We start from the raw sequence: 16,555 nt of genomic DNA on the forward strand, positions 1-16,555 counted from the left end.
GGCCCCGGCTCCGCAGCTCGGAAGCCGCCGACCGGTGGACCTCGCTGGCGATCGCCGCCTACGCCCAGCTCCGGCCCGCCCGGCCCCCCGCCATCGACCGCTACGACGTGGGCAGAGTACTTGCCACTGGCGAGGCGTTCAGCCGCCCCACCCACCACAAGGTGGGCACCAAACCCCGGCGAACTGGATGACAAGGCGAGGCAGCGGGGGCAACCCGCCTCCTCCCCCAGAGGAAGCAGCATCAGAGGCCGAACACACGTAATTATCGGATCATCGGAGGATGAATACCTTACGGCCGCTGCGGCGGCGCCAAATCTCAGCGCCCCGCCGCCAGACTCAGCGGGGTGGCGGCACCGTAGCAATCGCCACAATGCTCACTGTCGCCATCGGCCTCGGTTACACCTACCTCTACACAAGTGCCGACACCCCTCAGCCTGCCCCCAGTGCCACTAGCCTCAGCCAGATCTGTGCCGACCAACCTAGGTATCTTCCCCTCAACCCTCCATACGATGGCCCCGGCCCTCATCCCATCGTAATCTACCAGCAGGGAAGCACGGACTCCAAGGCTTTAATTCCCCTCAGGTACACTGCAAAATGGAAAGGGACACCTTTCCTGCAGGAACCGCAGAAAATCGAACTCGTAGCCTGCGCCAGGCGAGCCTATCAGGAAAGAACTAACCAGACATGCGCATACGAAAAACACAGGGACATCCCTCTATACAGGTCCGTCTACCGCATTGAGGTATTCGAGGCCAGGAGCGCAAAGAAGGTGCGAGAAGTACTCCTGTGGCCGAAAGTGATTAGATGCCCCGTTAGTATTGTACTTTCCGAGGGCAGCCCCAATGCATTTGCATTGGCAAGCATTGAGGAATATGCGGCGGAGTTGAAGCCTCTCGCGTATGGCCTTGCGGCAACGGCGCATGCTCGAATTGGTGAAGACCGGAATCTATCGGGATCTCTCAGGGTGTGAGGTTGACCGCCGCAGGGCGTCAGCGCCGCGAATCAGTACGGATGCAGGCGGCCGAGCTGTTCGAGCGGAAGGTGAAGCCGTCGGAGGTCGCCCGGCAGCTGCGGGTGAGCCTGAAATCGGTCTGCCGGTGGCACCTGCTGTGGCGGGAGGGCGGGGGCTCTGCGGCTTCGGCCTCGCGTGGACCGAGTGGATCGCGATGTCGGCTGTCGTCGTACTGCCTGGAGAAGCTGGCGGGGTTTTTGGAGGAGGGGCGGCCGCGCACGGCTGGGTGGAGGACCCGGTGTGGACCGCCTCAAGGGTGGCCACGCTGATCGGCAGGAAGTTCCACGTCTCCTACAGCGTCTCCGGTGCCACCCTGTTGATGCACCGGCTCGGGTACAGCCCGCGGGTTCCCGCCCGGCGGGCCGCCGAGCGCGACGAGCAGGCCGTGGAAGGTGGTGACCTGGGCGGAGGTAAAAGGGCCAGGTCGGCCTGCGGGGGCTATGTCTGCTTCGAGGATGAAGCCGGTTTCACCCGCAGGCCGCCGCGGCGGTGGACCCGGGGCCGGCGGAACCGCACCACGGTCGTGACCGTGAGCGGGCGTCGCTCAGGACGGCTGTCGGTGACAACCTTGCCGTCATGCCCCTCGGCCGACTCGAAACCCTCGTCCGCAGCCGGCTCAAACGCCTGCAATACCCCCGACACCCTCGATGGCTTCATAACAGGAACTGGCCTGATCTTGGACGCCCCAGCGTCACCTTGACGAGCCTAAGTCAGTAGGGGAGTCGGACCGATCCTCCGCCGCCCCGGTATCCACTGATCGGCAGCACGGTCCCCGTCCAGTAGTACGAAGGCCTTAGCGGATGTCGTGCGGACCGCCTCGACCGGATCGGGTCTGGTCCGCGGCAGCGGTCGAGAGGGGGAACCCGTCCTCACCGACCGCTTTGCACGCCAGAATCAACCGAGCCCGGATAGCCATGTCCTGAGCCCCTTTGCGCCGCACCCACCGCTTGAACTCACTCACCTCCTTCAGCCTCAGTCAGGCTCATTGGCGCAAGCTTCGGACCAGGACGAGTCATAGAAGAACTCCAGTCAACTACTGACTTAGGGCACTGGTCACTCTGCGGCAGTAACACATATAGCGTAGACAGTAAACCTACCGTCTACGTTTGATGAATTGCGCATCATAACCCCCCAAGAAATTCCTTCACTCGGACCTGAACTAAAGCTGTGAAGGGCTGGAAGGAACGAGGTGTACCCGCCGCTAAGTACTTTTTTTCCAGCTGGGCAGTTCGCCTTGGCGCTGGCACTAGCCTGCGAGGCTACCGGCACATCCGGCTCCGTAACTATCTCATATCCTGTAAGTCCGGTCGCCCCATTTAGACTGCCTTCCGGCTCGTGTATGGTGGGGCCGGGGCTAGCGGTCGCGATTGCGGCCGAGCTGAGGGCGACGACAATTGTTGCCGCAGCCGCCACGTACCTCGCGTTAGCCTGAAATTTACCCATATCCGTACCCCTTTCTCTCTCTTTACTTCTAGTCAATACGGGGGGGCCTCGGGTCTCAATACTCCCTTCAGGCGCTGATTGCATGAGAAGGCTCCTGGAGTGCTACGGCGGCAGCGGGGTGCACCACCGGCAGCCGTTGCGGCCCGAGCCGGTGCCGGCGCAGGGCCGTCCGGTGAGTCTTCGGCTGACGCTGCCGCCGCCGGCGACGATCTGGCTCCGGCCGTGGCCGTCGCTCGCGGTGAAGTCACGTCGCAGCAGGTCCGGCACCGAGGCCGCTTCCGGCTCGGGCGTGGTGCGGACCTGCGCAGGTGCACGCCCTGGACGCGGATGCGGCGCATCACCCGCTCGACGCGCTTGTGGTTGACCTTGATCCCGGCGGCCTTCAGCTCGGCCGTGATGCGCGGGATGCCGTAGGCGCCGTCGGACTCCTTGTGGATCTCCCGGATCCGCCTCCCAAGGCGGACGTCCTCCCGAGCTCGCGCCAGGCGCGCCGGGGCGGCCTTCAGCCAGCGGTAGGGTCACTCGCGCATCGGCGAGGTGCGGCCCCTGCCTGCAGCACGCGGCTGCACCATCAATGCTGGCGTCCGGCTCTGCACCCTCGTCGAGGTCATCGACCACCTCGGTGCCAGTGGACAGACCGGGATCATCGACGGCACCGGGATCGAGGTCCGCATGCCCACCGCCGGCCGCAGGGACCGTGAGAAGTTCACCTCCGGCAAGAACAAGCAGAACGCGGTCGAGGCCATGGTCCTCACCGGCGCTGGCGGGCTGATGTTCTGCAGTCCCGCCCAGTCGGCGGGCTGTGCCGACATCACCACGCCCGGCAGCCAGGCCCGGTCAGACACCTCCCTGGCTGCCGGCCGGCCGTGGAAATCCTCACTGACGCCGGCTATCAGCACCCGGGCGCTCAGACCGGCGGCCGCGTCGTGACGCCACCGCACCGCAAGTTCGAGAAGAACCCGCCGGACGGGTTACCAGGAAATCCACAAGCGCCAGCGCAAGCACCCCCGACGCCGTATCCGCGTCGAGCACCGCACCGCACACCTCAGAAACTGGTGGGCACTCGCGCGGCACCTGGGCCGAAACGGGCACATGCGACACCATCCATACCGTGGCCGGACTGCTCTCACACCAGCTGACCGCCACCCGCTGCGCCGGCCACACGACCACCGGGCCGACCTGCACCCTTCGACGCCTGACCACCACCGCCCTGCACGAGCTCGTCAGGAGACCGGCTGGCGCAATTCTGCCGGTGGCGTGCGGGCAGCGTCCATCTCTTCCACCCGAACGAGCTCACCCCAGACGATCAAGCGAAAGTCCGATGTCAGGACCGGTGTGCAAGTGGTCAGCGTGATGTATCGACCTTTCGTGTACCTCCCGGACCCTTCAGGAATGGACTTAAGGACTCCGATGTTATCATCGGTCGTTTTTGGCAGAGTGGCGAAAACCTTATAAACATACCAGGCCTCTCTTGTCTCGACTACTACATCATCCTGAGGGCGGAGCTTGTCGATATTGTGGAATTTCGCCCCATGTCCGTCCCGGTGTGCAGCCAGGCTGAAATTGCCCTCCTCCTCCCAGGGCATAGCGGCCTTGAATGGCTCCGTATAATATCCAGCCACCCCTTCGTTGAGGCGTTCCGGGTCGGTTCCTGGCACGATGGGGATGTCGCCCTTTACTTTGAGCGACGGAATGTGCAGAAACCCGATCCCTGAGGAGGTGTCGTAAGCCTGCTGACCTTCGGCCGCCTCCTTTTGCCATTCCATTCGAATTGTCTGGGAAGTCGACTTTGACGCCTGCGAAGCCTTTATGTTCGTCCACCACAAGGTATACGCGAGATAGGCTCCGAGGAGCAGTGCGACCGTAAGGAAGATCTCTCCCGCACAACCTAGGGAGCGAAACGGTGCGGCAGTTCCGTCAGCTCTCTGGCTGTCATTCTGGTAGGGCATGACTCACCCTTCACATGCAGCATTCCAGGGCCCAGTTCTCGTATCAATCGGCTACCGTGGTGCAGGTCTCCACTGTTCCATAGTCGATGAAAGTTCGGACGTAGGCGTCTACTGTTGCTGCAACTGGGGGATGGTAACGGGGATCTGCCGGCACCGCCGCGAGATCGTGGACGCGATCCGGTACATCGTCGACAACGGCGTCAAGAGGCCAGCTGCTCGTGCCGCTCGCCGCCTGGACCTGGCCCGGCACCCGCCCGGACGGGGGCGAGATCGCAGACATCCTGATCACCCACACCCCGGCCGTGACCGGCTCGGGCACCACCGAGACGGCCGAGCCCGGATGCGGCGGGCTGTCCGCCGCCCTCGGTGGCCTGACCGGCGCCCGGGAGGGCGTCCCGAGCTTGAGCCCACTCCGCAGCCGTCGGCGAGCGCGTCCACCAGGACCATGCCGCGTACCCGGGTCAGATCTCGGACGGCTTGCACCTTCTCCTCGACCGTCACCGGTCGGCCCACCTGCTGTCCCGCCAGCCGCTTCGCACCGTCGGCAGGTTGTATCCCTGCAGGCAGCCGCCGTGTTTGCCGAGTTGCAGGCGGGAGTCTAGATCGCTCAGGCTTGCGGGGGCTGCGGGGTGGGGCACCGGTTCAGGCCAGCCGGGCCCGCTCCAGATGAGCGGTCGCCTTCACCAGCTGGGCCCGCTGCCGGAGCAGCGCCGTCTTGAACTCCATGGAGACGGGCGGTCGGCCGTTGGCGGCGGGGTGGTCCGCCGCCCGGCCGGCCTCGGTCCTGGCTTGGTAACTGTCAGTTTCTCCTGTGGGCCGAGCAGTCGTCACTCGCCTCCTCGTTGGAGCCTGCGCTGGTCCGCCTGGCAGACGGTCTACTACCACTTCGCCCGCTGGCACCGGGCCGGGGTCGTCGCCTTCCTGCGGGATCAGCTCCGCCCGCCAGATACGCACCGGCCAGGGACGATGCCCCTGGCCGGTCACACTGATAAGCGGCCGCATGAGACACATCGCGGTGGACACCCTCGGTCTCCCCGCGATGATCACGGTGACACCCGCCGACGTGACCGACCGCGATGCCGCCCGCGAACTCCTGTGGCGCCTGCGCCTCATGCAGCCACAGATCACCCAGGTCTGGGCCACTCCGCCTACGCCGGCCAGCTCATCACCTGGGCCGACACCTTCCTCAAGATGACCCCTCAAAACCGTCTCACGGCCCCGCAACGCGAAGGGCTCGTCGCCCTGCCCCGCCGCTGGAAAGTCGAACGCACGCTGGGCTGGATCATGAAAGCGCGGCGCAGCGTCAGAGGTTACGAACGCCTGCCCCAGCACTCCCAAGCCCACCTGACCTGGGCACCCATCACCCTGATGACCCGACGCCTCACCCGCAAAAGCCCTCAGGCCAAGTGGTCCAAGAAAAGCTGACGAACCAAACGCGGACTCGAACGCTTCGACCAGACACTCAGGCCTTCAGGGTCTTTGGAGGGGATACGCGCGGTAGCGCCCGAGGGCATGCCCTCGGGCGCTACCGCGCGTATCCCCTGGTGGGTGTGTTACAGGGCGTGGGGCATACTCGGTGCCGATGCCTCGACATCGGCGTTGGCCGAGGCTTGTCAGAACGGGCGCAGATCTTGCCCACCACCCGCGTCTACGACATTGATCGACGCGAGGTCAGAATCCGCTCGCGCCTACTTGCAGCCCGGCAGCGACAGCGGGTTGGAGTCCGGCACCACATTGTCCAGCTTCACATAGCCCCGCTTGGTAAAGTCAGTGGCTGAGAGCCAAGACGTGCCGTCGGGGCCCTCGACGAAGCAGTCGGCCACGAGTCGCGTTCCTTCAGGAAGCTCAGCAACGAGCTGAGACTCACTGTTGGCCTCCTTCATGAGGTCAGCGCCGCCTTTGCCAACAGTGACACCTTCCCGGGCCACAGTCGTGGCCGAGGCAGACCCTGCCCGGGAGCCGTCATCAGCCTGCGCCGCAGTGGCAACAGCTGGCACGGCAAGCGCCGTGATGGCCGCAGATGCTACAAGGAGACGCTTACGACGCAGAACATGCATGATTTCTCCAGTAAAGAGGGCGTTTGAAGTGAGGATTTCCTTTTCAGGCGCGCGATCATATTCGGATACGACAGATAGCGGGCCCGATCCTGCGGCTGGGTGGTCGCGACCGGACCGAAACCGCAGCTTAATTGAATTATGATCTGTGCATTTTCGCATCACCCGTTTGGCGGAATTGTCAGTATGAGGCAGGTGGGTCGATCGGAGGGCAGGTGATGATCAGCAGTCCTGGACGGAGCGATCTGACGGCTCACCCGGGGCGGAGCTTGGCCGCCCCTCATCGCTTGTCATCTTCGGGGCGCCTCCTCGGAGACGGAGAGTGGGGGTTGCAGGCGGGTGGGGGTATGTGGAGCTGGTCGGTGGTGTAGTCGCCGAAGCGGAGGACGTTCTCGCACCGGTAGGGGCTGAGTTTGCGTTCAGGGTCCAGCCCTCGCGGGACATCTGCCGCAAGATCCGGGTCATGTCGATGCTGGTGGAGAAGACGATGCTTGCGGCGAGAACGTCGAGGAACTTGATCGCCTTGTCCTGCAGTTCTGGGTCGCGGCTGGTCAGCCAGCCGGCGTTGCCGAAGTGGAGCCACTTGGTGAACCGTTGCACGCCTCGGCCTTGTTCGTCGCCTTCTGGATCTGCTCCCGCAGCGCGGGCTCGGACAGATAACGCAGCAGCACCATCGTGCGCACGGCACGGCCGACCTCCCGGAAGGCCGGGTAGATCTGGTTCTTCCTCGACCGGTTGTTCAGCCTGCGCAGCAGTGTCACCGAGGAGTGCCCTGTTTGGCGGAGAGGGCGGCCTGCATGAGGTCGGGCCAGTGGCGGCGGATGAGGTCCCAGTCGATGGCGGTGCGGGGGTGGGTGGTGAACAGGGGGTGGATGTGGCGGTAGTGCGTCTTGGGGTTGGGGCGGTGGAAGGAGAGGTCCTGAAAGTTGCGGATCCGGGGCAGCAGGTCGATCCCCAGCAGGTGCGCGAGCCCGAAGACGGGGAAGGACTGGCCTTGCGTATCAGCGTGGACCTGGTCCGGCTGCGCCGCCGAGGGCTTCTGCAGGAGGGAGTCAACGAGGTAGACGGCCTCCCAGACGCCGCAGGGAACGAAGCGGGAGAAGAGCGCGACATAGGTGTCGGCGACCAGATAGTGGGCGATCCCGCCGTAGCCGCCATAACGGATCGAGGTCTCGGCGAGGAGGTTGTCGACGGCGGCGTCCATCATGATGCCGTCCACCGCCGCTACTGACCCATCCCCCAGGCCCGGACCAGGTCCAGGTCGATGTGGGCGTCGACGACGTCGGCGCTGGCACGGGCCAGGTTCTTGGGCGTCCAGTGGCGTTTGGCGATCGCAGCCAGCTCGTGCGCCGAGACCGTGCTCATGTGCCGGGCGGCCTGCGTGGCGCCGAGGCCGGAACCGTAGGTGAACGCAGTGACCACGTACCTGGTCAGGGGGTCTTTCAGTTTCGGGTCCGACCCGGACAAGGGCCCGAACCGCTGCCACCAGCTGGTCCAGTGCGCCGCCCGGGCGAGGTGTTCCAGGACGCTCCGGCCGGCAGCCGCTGATCCAGCTCAGCCTCCAGTGCCTTGGCGGAGGCAGTGCGCTCACGGCCGACACGCTGCTTCAGTGAAGGCACTCCGGTCATCGGGTCGATCGTGAGGTCGGCGTTGTCCGGAGAGCCGGCATCCACCTGGCCCGCGATCTGCGTGAGCTGCTGCTTGAGGTTCTCCACGAACCCGTCGGCGGTGCCGGGGATGTCGGCCTGCTCACAGAACTGCGCCATTTGGGGCGCCGTCTGCTTCCAGGGCAGGAGCATTGTGGTCCAGTCGCCGAAGTCCTCGGCCCCGGCCACGGCGATGCCTTCCCAGCGGAGCTCTTCGACGAGGTAGGTGAAGACCATGGCCTCGAAGTGCCGACGCACCAACATACCCGGCCGGTCCTTCGCGTACACCGTTGTGCGCCACTGCTGCGAGGCGAACGACAGATCCAGGACCTGTGGCCCGGCGGGATTCTCACCGCCAGCTGGCCCCGGCGGGGCCAAGACGGTGTCGGGGATCAGTTCACGGGTCAGGTGCCGCTGGACGACGGCGTGTTCCAGAGCGTCCAGCACGCTGCGGTCCCGGGAGGTGGGCAAAAGGTCAGGATCTGGGCGAGCTTGAACATCGTCGGCCGGTCAGGCCGGAAGAACCGCTCCACCAGCGGTGTCCAGTTCCCGCCCCGGTATGCGGCCAGGGCTTCGATCTCCGGGAGCTGGGCATCGAAGCCACCGCTGCCCTCCACTGCCCTCCACCAGCTCGCGGACACGCTTCACGGCCAACGCCTCGTCCAGGCTCCCCTTCCCGGCATGTCCGGCGCGCTCGTCGAGACTGTGCTCCTTCAGCACCGTCAGCACGTCCCTGTAGGCGACCAGCAGCTGCTCGGTGGACGCCTTGTGACGCTGCTCCAGCTCCGCCAGCACCTCCTGCGCCCGCTTGGCATGCCGCGCCATCAGTTTGGACAGCATTACCACGAACTCGTCCCGCATCCGCGCCCTGGCCGTGGCAACCACGCACGCAAGCAGCGCAGCCCGGCGCGGCTCACTGATATCCAGCATCTCGCCGACCGACAGCACCCGAGCCTGCTCCGCGAACGCGCTGACATTCGCGGCGGCGACACCCTCCACCCACCGGGCCGCATCACCTAAAGCATCAACGAGATCGACACGCTCGCCGTGCCGCCGAAACCTCGACCACGTGGACCGTCGCCCCGGCTCCTTGACCACATCGAACGGACTGCGACGCTCACCATCGGCACCACCAACAACCCCCTCCAGACGCGGCCGGGCCGCACCCACGCGCCCGGCGATCCGGGCGCAGATCACACCCTCCACCCGCGTCCTGACCGAGGCCGCCATCCGGTCCAGCGTCGAAAAGCCCGGAAGTTCCAGGCCCGCGCGCACAATCTCCTCCAGCGCGACGTTGACCAGGTCCACCACCGAGGCACGAACCGGCGCCGCCTCCTCCATCGCGGCAGCCGCGATTCTCCGCACCCGGACTGGGTCGTACCCCAGGCCCAGGTACTCCCGGAACGGTAGCGCTTCACCGTCCGCTCCTAAGTCACAGCCCCGGGAAGTACCCCAGCCTTCCACAGGACTTCAATCGGGGTGGTGGGTGGCGCGGGGCTTGCGGACCAGCAGCAGCCGCGAGCCGGCCGCCTCGATTCGGCGCCCGCGTTCAGCGGCTATGGCCTTCGGCCCCAGGTGCGACATGGCCGGGGCGATCAAGCCCTAGACGTCCGGCAGCCCGGTGAACGCCGCCGACGCCGGCCCGGAGGCCGCGTCGCGGTCGGTGAAGACGCCGGACAGCTGAAGCTCGTGGCTGCGACAGTACTCGGTGAGCGAGGTGACCAGCGCGTCCTGCCGCGCTCGGGAGACCCGCACCAGCCGCAGAAAGCCATAAACGGCTGGGCCACTGACCGGGCGATGCTCAGTGAGGGGTGCCTTGCTCAGGACCGTCCAAAGGATCGACAAGTGGTGACGCCTTGAGCGTGTCGTCCGGCCACCTCGCGGCCAATCATCAGCTGTTCTACTTGCGTTCCCTTCTGTCCCGCCGCCTGCACGGATCTGCTTCGATGACCGGTGGAGGGGAGTGACGCGTGGCGACCGTGCACCACTGGACCGGCCTGGAGGCCAAGGCCCTGCGTCTCGCCCTGCGACTGAGCGTCCGGGCCTTCGCGCAGCAGCTCGGCCTGGCGGTCGCGACCGTGTCCAAGTGGGAGTCCAAACTCGCCGACACCGCACCCAGACCCGACACGCAGGCCATCCTCGACACCGCCCTCGGCCGCGCGGACGCCGCCGGTTCGAAACGCTCCTGTCCGAGGTGACCAACCCGCTGACCAGTGCCCGGCGGCGTGTCGCCGCCTCCGGCCCCCGGACCTGGGTGCACGAATCCTGGGCCGACGACCTCGCCGCGTCGTGGCCGCCCTGTCCCGGCAGAACTTCGCCTTCGCCGACAGCCTCCTCACCCCATGGCTCGGCCGGTTCAGGGCCCCCAAGCTGGACGAGAAGGGCCTGTATCTCTTCGTTCGCTCCACCGCCCTGCTCGGCGACCTGAGCGTCGTCCTGGGCACTCCTATGCCGGCGCAAGCGCGGTCTTCACCCAGCTCGACATCCCCCGCCGCGTTGCCCACTCGACCTGTCCCTCGGCGTCGTCACCGAGATGTCCGGGAAGCTGGAGATCGCCGCCCGCAACTACGAAACCCTCGCCGTCGACCACCTGCTCTCCCGCCGCGACCGGGCATCGCCCGGTTGTGGGTGGGGACTGCACTGAGCAAGGACGGCCAGCACGACTATGCGACCCGCGTCATGCAGGCCGCGACCCGCGACTTCGAAGGCCTCACCGAACCGGACGACTGGTCGGTGGCCCACCAGAAACTCGCCCTCGCCGTCGCGGCGCCGACGACCTCACCCAGGCCCTGCACTTCATCGACATCGCCCGCAACAGCAGGAACCACCGAATCACCGTTGCAACGCGTGCGGCTGGACATCGCTCATGGCCACATGCTGCTCTCCGACACGGCGACCCGGGAAGATGGACACCTCGTCCTCGACCAGGCCGCCCAGGTGGCCGCGCAGTACGGACTCGTGCACCAGCTGCGCAGTATCGAGGGCATTAAGGCCAAGAGCGAGGGGCCGACCTGCCCCCGGCAACGGTGACCACGGAGAACACCGTGGGCAACGACCAGCAGGCCTTCACCGAGGACCAGTGGCGCCAGGCCAAGCGCTGATCTGGGACTACCACCAGATGCAGCACGAGCTGCGGCCCGTCAACGTGGCGGTCGGACTGGGCAGCCACGACCTCGGCGTCGCCGCCCATGCCGCCGAGCTGTATCGCTCCTGGCTCTGGGCGCACCACTTCCGCAGCGCTCACCGACGAGCCCTACTACCGCAGCGAGTTCCCGCAATCACCAAGGCGTGCCGTTCGAGGGCCTCCATCAGGGTCTGAATATCGCCCCAGGTCGTTTGCCCTATCGATCCTCTAGGCCATTTGGATGTCGGCTAGTGCCTCCCAGCCGTGCCGGAAGGCCACGGACTCTGAACTTACCGGAGAATCAATCCTCAACTTCCCCAATGCAGAGGGCTGCGCGTCGTGATTCTTTCCAAACAGCTGCGGGTGCGGCCCCGACTTACGTCAACAAGCGATGTACACTGGTGGGCATGGGCATGGGCGGGTGCACTATTCGTCCTATATTCGCTGTTCAGCCTAGTCCGGCATTACAAACTGGGTACGGGCGGCTTCGATCTCGGGATTTTCACCCAGGCACTGAATGGATATTCCGACTGGGACATTCCTCGATCGGATATCAAAGGGTGGGGCTTCAACCTCTATGGGGACCACTTTCACCCCATCCTCATCTCGCTGGTCCCGCTCTACTGGCTCTGGCAGAGCGCTAGCACCCTGCTCGTAGCGCAGGCCGCACTTCTCGCTGCCTCTTCAGTCCCGCTGGCAAGATACGCTGCTGAGCGGATCGGAACAGGTACAGGTCATGCAGTCGCTGTAGCTTACGGGCTGTCTTTCGGCGTTCAGGGGGCCCTTGCATTCGATTTCCACGAAGTGGCCTTCGCCGCGCCATGTCTGGCGTACGGACTTGTCGCGCTTCTAGAGACGCGATGGCGCGCTGTTTTCTTATGGTCTACGCTCCTCCTGCTCGTCAAAGAAGAACTGAGTTTGACCGTTGCAGCTATAGGGGTCCTTGTAGTCGTTCGGGGGCAGCGCCGCATGGGCCTGACCCTTCTCGGGATCGGTCTTCTTAGTTTCGCCCTAGTCGTCGGAGCCCTAATTCCCGCAGTAAACCCTCAAGGAATCTACCCTTACCTCACACCTTCAGGAGCCGGAGGGTCCTTAACTGGCCATAGCCGCTTGATTCAGCGCCTCATCGAATTGCCCGAACTTCTCGTAGTCCCCCTCGAAAAGGTTACTCTACTACTTCTGCTGGGTGGAGTTACCTGCTTCCTGTCAGTCCGTTCGCCGGTAGCACTTCTCTGCATTCCCACAATCGCTATCCGGTTTCTTTCGGATAGCCCTGCCTACTGGAGTACTGCCTTTCAGTACAATCTCGTTCTCATGCCGATCCTTTTCGCGGCAGCTCTCGATGCCCAGCCCAGACTCATCCGCGCCCGGTGGAAACTGGCACGTCTCCTCGGCCGCCGGGCGGGGGCCGCGCTTCTTTGCGCCGCCGCTCCGTTGGCACCTGGCCTACCTCTGCAAAACTTCATACTGCACCCCATCGAAGCTTTCAGTAGGGACTCCCGGGTGGAGGCTGCCCACCACATAATGGCTATAATTCCCGACGGAGCTCTGGTAGAGGCAACCAATCATTTGAGCCCGCATCTGGCCGACCGAACTCGGGTTTACCAATGGCCATTGGCAGATCGTCGAGCGGAGTGGGTTATCGTAGACCTGAAAACCCCCTCGCCGCCGCGGCAAGCCTTAGAAGACCGACTGAACCGCCTCCGTCGCGACGGTTACGAACAGGTCACTTCAAAGCAAGATATCGTGCTCCTGCGGTTGAAACGTGAGCTTCTTCAGGCTGGTAGCTGATCGGGTGGGTCCGGGGAGGCGGAGTCCTCGGCCCGCCAGGAGCCCAGGGTCATGCCGGTGGGGAAGTTCGCCGAGTGCCGGCGAAGCCGGCGGGTGGCCGCGTCGCGGCCGGTGACTTCCTCGGCTATCAGCAGTCGCAGGACCTCGGCGGGGTTCCAGCGGTGGGCGCGGGCGGTGGCCAGGACGTCGGGGGCCGCTTTGCGTATTTAGGGCAGGGGCATGCGACGCATGAGCTTGTTGAGCTCCTCGGGCAGGGCGGGCGGGTTGGGAAAACTCATGGAAGTGCCGTTCTCTTCAGTGAGGGGTAGTGAGAAATGTGCTGGTGGGCGGCGTGTCGAGCCACCGGCCCAGGGCCTGCCAGCCGATGGTTCCGTTCTGGACGGAGTGCGCTTCGTCCGCGCGGACGACTTCGCCGGCGGGCTTGCTGTCCGCGATGTGGCCCAGGATCGGGACCAGGTCGTCGTCGGCGAAGCGGCCGGCCGCAGCCGCCAGGCCGAGGGCCTGGTCGACTTTGTCGTTGCCCAGGACGGTGGCCAGCTCAACCGCGCGGGCCGTCTTGGCGCGGATCCGGTGGCGCCGGCGGGGCCGGCCTCCTTGAGTCAGCGGCCCGCCCCGAGACCGATGCCGACGAACGCGATCTCGGCTTCCGAGCGCGGTTGCAGCCGGGGCTGGTGGATGCTGCGGCCGTCGGGGTGGTCGGGCTAGTGCTCGTCGATGATCTGCGGAACACCCGGCGTGGAAAGCGTGTGGCGCCAAATCTCGGACAGGTCACCGGAGTTGGTGCGGGCGGTGATGGACAGTTCCTCGCCGACCACCCGGCACCACACCTTCACTCCGGTATAGCCCGGCGGGGTCGAGTAACGCACCGAGTTGAAGCTGATCGTGCGGTCCGAGCCGACCAGGCGTTCCTCGCCCAGGGAGGCGGATGGTGGTGAGCCAGTCGTGCTCGGCCTCGTACCGCTTCAGCCCGGCGGCCAGGTGCATGTTGAGATCGTCCCAGACCACCACGATCGGCCCGCCGAGCTGGATGCGCGCGTGCACCAGGAGGTCACGGCAGTCCTGCCAGGAAAGCTCTTTCGTGCACCCTTGAGGCGGAGATGAGCGCGGGACCGGTGGATGCAGCGGCTCTTCTCCCCGGGTTTGCAGCAGCACAGTGCGGCGATTGAGGTCCGGCGGCGGGAGCGGCCGCGGACGCGGATAACGGGGGTGTGTCTGCGCCGGCCCCAGGTGCGGGCACGCGGCGGAGTCACCGGGAGGCCGCCCTCGTCCTCGAAGACGATCCAGGCCCGGACGCCGCCGCGAGCCTTTTGCCTGCGGCCACACCTCCTTCTTCCACAGCTCCACCGCATGCTCGTCGGGCTCGAGTGCCTACGGGCGGGCGCCTGCCAGGACCAGCCGTGCCGTTTCAGCGGCCTCCACACCGTCGCCAACGACAACGTCAAGCGCAGCCGACGACGGATCAGCGTCTGGACCCCGGCCAGGTTCCAGCGTTCGTCCTCGAAGCCGTGCGCGGACGGGCCCTTGCCGAGCTCCTCCTCCAGCACGGCGAACCGGGCACCAGTGGCAGTCGGGAAGTTCGCCGGACCGGCCGTGCGCAGGGCCTCCAAACCGCCTTGGCCCCAGGCACGACACCAGCGTTCCACCGACCGCACACTCACCCGCAGATCCTTCGCGATCACCGCGGTCTTCTCACCCGCGCCGAACCGCCCCCCGGTCTGAAACCGGATCCCCAAACACCCGACGCTCAGCGGTCAGGCCCCCACCCCCCGGATAATACATAGCACCGGCATACCGCATGGATCACGAACCGTCACTACCCGACGACAACCCGAAACCTCAGAAAAGGCCAAGATAGTGCATAGCCCGTCCGAACCGAGCAGAGCTCAGTGTGCGAGGCTACATATTTCAGCAATCGGACAAAGCGGAGGCTGCATCGTTTTCGATGGGAGTGACGACCGCCATTGCAGTGTTGCCGCCCATGACGCGGCTTCCGCCAGAGAAGTTGATGTCCGGATGCCAGCAGTAACGCACCGCAGTAGAATTAATCCAGGATGACATTTCGTCGTTAAATTCGATTCCCCTGAAGTCGTTCAAGTCGAAGTTGTGGCGAATCCCGTAGCCTCCACCCCTGAACTCCGTGTCCCGGTAAACGCATACATAGTCAGAGGGGCAATTACCAGCCGCCCGGGTCGACGGGAGTCGGATGATGGCCAGATCGCCACCATCGCCTCCCCCCGTCGCGTCCGCATGGGAGGCCCCTGAAAGCAGCAGCAATGCTGCGGCCGTTGCGATTCCGGCACGGATACCCCACCGAGAAAACATTCTTCTCCAATTCATTTAGCCATGCAGGCGTGAGGGCCGCTTCCGATTGGCTGACAGTGGCCGAGACGGGCGTTTGAGACGAGCGGCTTCCGGCATTGAAGGGCTTCGACGTCTTGCGTCACTCAGCAGCCGGCTTGCACTGCTGCACATGTCGCTCCCCGAGACGTCCCTCGCGTCTCAATCTGTGTGGATGGATGATTCAAGGACGGCTACAAAGAGGGTCTCTTCACGATCCGTTTAAGTCATGACGCCACGCCGGGGTTGCTCTGTATAGCCGACGTAACCTTGGAGGGGCCGTTAGATTCCGTTCAGCGGCTCTTTCAGAGTGGCCGCTGATTTTCGATGAGCAGTTTCCATCCTGCTTTGTGCAGGGGGGAGGCGGTGGACAGGCTTCCTGAGTGTTGGGGGGGCGGCGAAGAAGACTGGAGTCCGGCATCGACGCGGAGCTGGGCGTGCCGGGCCGGTTCCGTGCCCCGGTCCCGTCTCAGTGGCCTGCGCAGTTGCTCGGGCAGGGTCGTGATGGCGGCGGTGATCGCGTCTTTCACGGCCTCGGCGCCTCGGCCGACCAGCGCGGGCACGTTCTTGGCGTGGTTCGGTGCCGAAGCCTCCCATCCGGGGCAGGTGCAGCAGCATGGCGAGCGAACCGCGTACTGCGCTCACCAATGTGCCGATCGCGGACCGGCCGGTGCCGATGACGAGGTCACCTTCCCGGAGGCCTGGAACGGCACGGTCCCCGGCCTCGGCCGCTCGCTGATCAGCACGTCAGCGGTCAGCTTGTGATTTTTGGTTCGGCGTCGGACGCGGATCGGACTTGATCGGCGTTTTCGCAGTTCAGCGGACATGGAGGCGGCCTTCGTCTGATCCTGTGCTCCGTCACAGAGTGGATCAGCGCGAAGGCCGTGGTCGTGAGTTTGGTGTATCAGGGCGTCGTGCGGGATGCGTTCGCGGAAGTGTCACACTTCCGGTCAGAGCTGTACGCGTGTCTGACCGCACGGGACGACGCGTTGTTCGAGTTGTGCGACGCGCTGCTGTGTACGGACGGGCCGGTGCGGACGCTGGTCGATCTCACGCTCGCGCCCGAGCACCGCCGTGGTCACGGGGCTCTGTGGATAAATGACTTCCCAATCAGGAAGTCAAGCCGCCACGGTGACGGTCGGTGAGGCTTGATAGCACGCCCCGTCGCGGATCATTGCCCATAGAACATTGGCTCGACG

At 65.2% G+C, this 16,555-nt stretch carries 14 protein-coding genes and 9 pseudogenes; 10 read left to right on the top strand and 13 right to left on the bottom strand.

Going from position 1 to position 16,555, the window contains the following annotated elements:
• From IF89_RS0132705 to IF89_RS48110, 3 genes and pseudogenes are all read left to right on the top strand, one after another.
• Positions 1-191: pseudogene (locus tag IF89_RS0132705) on the top strand (transposase); the annotation flags it as partial.
• 179 nt (positions 192-370) lie between these two features.
• Complete coding sequence (locus IF89_RS46320) at positions 371-970, top strand: hypothetical protein (protein WP_158717999.1); 600 nt, start codon at positions 371-373, stop codon at positions 968-970.
• A pseudogene (locus IF89_RS48110) lies at positions 949-1,583 on the top strand (winged helix-turn-helix domain-containing protein); the annotation flags it as partial. The gene IF89_RS46320 and the pseudogene IF89_RS48110, both read left to right, overlap by 22 nt.
• 1,103 nt (positions 1,584-2,686) lie before the next feature.
• Here IF89_RS48110 and IF89_RS45020 read toward each other — a convergent pair.
• Positions 2,687-2,970, bottom strand: a pseudogene (locus tag IF89_RS45020) (IS3 family transposase); the annotation flags it as partial.
• Between the two features lie 22 nt (positions 2,971-2,992).
• Between IF89_RS45020 and IF89_RS48115 the strand changes: the two are divergent.
• Positions 2,993-3,385, top strand: coding sequence for a hypothetical protein (locus IF89_RS48115; protein WP_051807982.1), 393 nt, complete (start codon positions 2,993-2,995; stop codon positions 3,383-3,385).
• Between the two features lie 293 nt (positions 3,386-3,678).
• On the opposite strand, the gene IF89_RS42845 is transcribed toward IF89_RS48115, so the two are convergent.
• The 3 genes from IF89_RS42845 to IF89_RS46330 form a co-directional block, all read right to left on the bottom strand.
• Positions 3,679-4,404, bottom strand: coding sequence for a class E sortase (locus IF89_RS42845; RefSeq protein WP_078628670.1), 726 nt, complete (start codon positions 4,402-4,404; stop codon positions 3,679-3,681).
• Positions 4,405-4,689: 285 nt separating this feature from the next.
• Entirely contained in the window at positions 4,690-4,971 is a 282-nt protein-coding gene (locus tag IF89_RS48120; RefSeq protein WP_324605389.1) for a DUF6192 family protein, read from the bottom strand.
• Positions 4,972-5,046: 75 nt separating this feature from the next.
• Positions 5,047-5,235: a hypothetical protein gene (locus IF89_RS46330; protein WP_158718001.1), complete on the bottom strand. Its 189-nt coding sequence runs from the start codon at positions 5,233-5,235 to the stop codon at positions 5,047-5,049.
• A 360-nt stretch (positions 5,236-5,595) separates the two neighbouring features.
• Between IF89_RS46330 and IF89_RS46335 the strand changes: the two genes are divergently transcribed.
• Positions 5,596-5,829: a transposase gene (locus IF89_RS46335; RefSeq protein WP_158718002.1), complete on the top strand. Its 234-nt coding sequence runs from the start codon at positions 5,596-5,598 to the stop codon at positions 5,827-5,829.
• Between the two features lie 263 nt (positions 5,830-6,092).
• Here IF89_RS46335 and IF89_RS46340 read toward each other — a convergent pair whose 3' ends face one another.
• From IF89_RS46340 to IF89_RS48130, 5 genes and pseudogenes are all read right to left on the bottom strand, one after another.
• Positions 6,093-6,287 (bottom strand): hypothetical protein, encoded by a 195-nt coding sequence (locus tag IF89_RS46340; protein WP_158718003.1) that lies wholly within the window; start codon positions 6,285-6,287, stop codon positions 6,093-6,095.
• A 393-nt stretch (positions 6,288-6,680) separates the two neighbouring features.
• Positions 6,681-7,925, bottom strand: a pseudogene (locus IF89_RS49755) (transposase).
• Positions 7,901-8,575, bottom strand: coding sequence for a hypothetical protein (locus tag IF89_RS41165; protein ID WP_158718006.1), 675 nt, complete (start codon positions 8,573-8,575; stop codon positions 7,901-7,903). The pseudogene IF89_RS49755 and the gene IF89_RS41165 overlap by 25 nt, the downstream one beginning before the upstream one ends.
• 39 nt (positions 8,576-8,614) lie before the next feature.
• The gene (locus IF89_RS41170) at positions 8,615-9,445 is read right to left on the bottom strand and encodes a hypothetical protein (protein WP_051807989.1); all 831 of its coding nucleotides are present in this window, start codon (positions 9,443-9,445) and stop codon (positions 8,615-8,617) included.
• 261 nt (positions 9,446-9,706) lie between these two features.
• The gene (locus IF89_RS48130; protein WP_234327964.1) at positions 9,707-9,859 is read right to left on the bottom strand and encodes a hypothetical protein; all 153 of its coding nucleotides are present in this window, start codon (positions 9,857-9,859) and stop codon (positions 9,707-9,709) included.
• Positions 9,860-10,074: 215 nt separating this feature from the next.
• Here IF89_RS48130 and IF89_RS38665 point away from each other — a divergent pair.
• The 4 genes and pseudogenes from IF89_RS38665 to IF89_RS45035 all read left to right on the top strand — a co-directional run bounded on the left by IF89_RS38665 (position 10,075) and on the right by IF89_RS45035 (position 13,724).
• Positions 10,075-11,134 (top strand): annotated as a pseudogene (locus tag IF89_RS38665) (helix-turn-helix domain-containing protein).
• 14 nt (positions 11,135-11,148) lie between these two features.
• Positions 11,149-11,324, top strand: a pseudogene (locus tag IF89_RS46360) (YdcF family protein); the annotation flags it as partial.
• A gap of 267 nt (positions 11,325-11,591) precedes the next feature.
• Entirely contained in the window at positions 11,592-13,019 is a 1,428-nt protein-coding gene (locus tag IF89_RS49760) for a DUF2079 domain-containing protein (protein WP_420706993.1), read from the top strand.
• Positions 13,020-13,403: 384 nt separating this feature from the next.
• Positions 13,404-13,724 (top strand): hypothetical protein, encoded by a 321-nt coding sequence (locus IF89_RS45035; protein WP_030775866.1) that lies wholly within the window; start codon positions 13,404-13,406, stop codon positions 13,722-13,724.
• Here the strand turns inward: IF89_RS45035 and IF89_RS47190 are convergent.
• The 4 genes and pseudogenes from IF89_RS47190 to IF89_RS49765 form a co-directional block, all read right to left on the bottom strand.
• Positions 13,721-13,936 (bottom strand): Mu transposase domain-containing protein, encoded by a 216-nt coding sequence (locus tag IF89_RS47190; RefSeq protein WP_420706994.1) that lies wholly within the window; start codon positions 13,934-13,936, stop codon positions 13,721-13,723. The genes IF89_RS45035 and IF89_RS47190 overlap by 4 nt on opposite strands.
• A pseudogene (locus IF89_RS49430) lies at positions 13,935-14,798 on the bottom strand (IS630 family transposase); the annotation flags it as partial. The gene IF89_RS47190 and the pseudogene IF89_RS49430, both read right to left, overlap by 2 nt.
• A 126-nt stretch (positions 14,799-14,924) precedes the next feature.
• Positions 14,925-15,356 carry a peptidase inhibitor family I36 protein gene (locus IF89_RS42890; RefSeq protein WP_078628674.1) on the bottom strand — a complete coding sequence of 144 codons (432 nt, stop codon included), beginning with the start codon at positions 15,354-15,356 and terminating at the stop codon, positions 14,925-14,927.
• 407 nt (positions 15,357-15,763) lie between these two features.
• Positions 15,764-16,094: pseudogene (locus IF89_RS49765) on the bottom strand (IS30 family transposase); the annotation flags it as partial.
• Positions 16,095-16,255: 161 nt separating this feature from the next.
• Here IF89_RS49765 and IF89_RS48145 point away from each other — a divergent pair.
• A pseudogene (locus IF89_RS48145) lies at positions 16,256-16,450 on the top strand (transposase); the annotation flags it as partial.
• Positions 16,451-16,555: the final 105 nt, after the last annotated feature.

This window comes from Streptomyces sp. NRRL F-2664 (assembly GCF_000719345.1).
Lineage (GTDB): Bacteria > Actinomycetota > Actinomycetes > Streptomycetales > Streptomycetaceae > Streptomyces.

Bases quoted from the DNA above. Each gene is read 5' to 3' on its own strand.
- IF89_RS46320 (WP_158717999.1), top strand. From the start codon at position 371: ATGCTCACTGTCGCCATCGGCCTCGGTTACACCTACCTCTACACAAGT.
- IF89_RS42845 (WP_078628670.1), bottom strand. From the start codon at position 4,404: ATGCCCTACCAGAATGACAGCCAGAGAGCTGACGGAACTGCCGCACCG.
- IF89_RS46335 (WP_158718002.1), top strand. From the start codon at position 5,596: ATGACCCCTCAAAACCGTCTCACGGCCCCGCAACGCGAAGGGCTCGTC.
- IF89_RS46340 (WP_158718003.1), bottom strand. From the start codon at position 6,287: ATGAAGGAGGCCAACAGTGAGTCTCAGCTCGTTGCTGAGCTTCCTGAA.
- IF89_RS41170 (WP_051807989.1), bottom strand. From the start codon at position 9,445: ATGGAGGAGGCGGCGCCGGTTCGTGCCTCGGTGGTGGACCTGGTCAAC.
- IF89_RS42890 (WP_078628674.1), bottom strand. From the start codon at position 15,356: ATGAATTGGAGAAGAATGTTTTCTCGGTGGGGTATCCGTGCCGGAATC.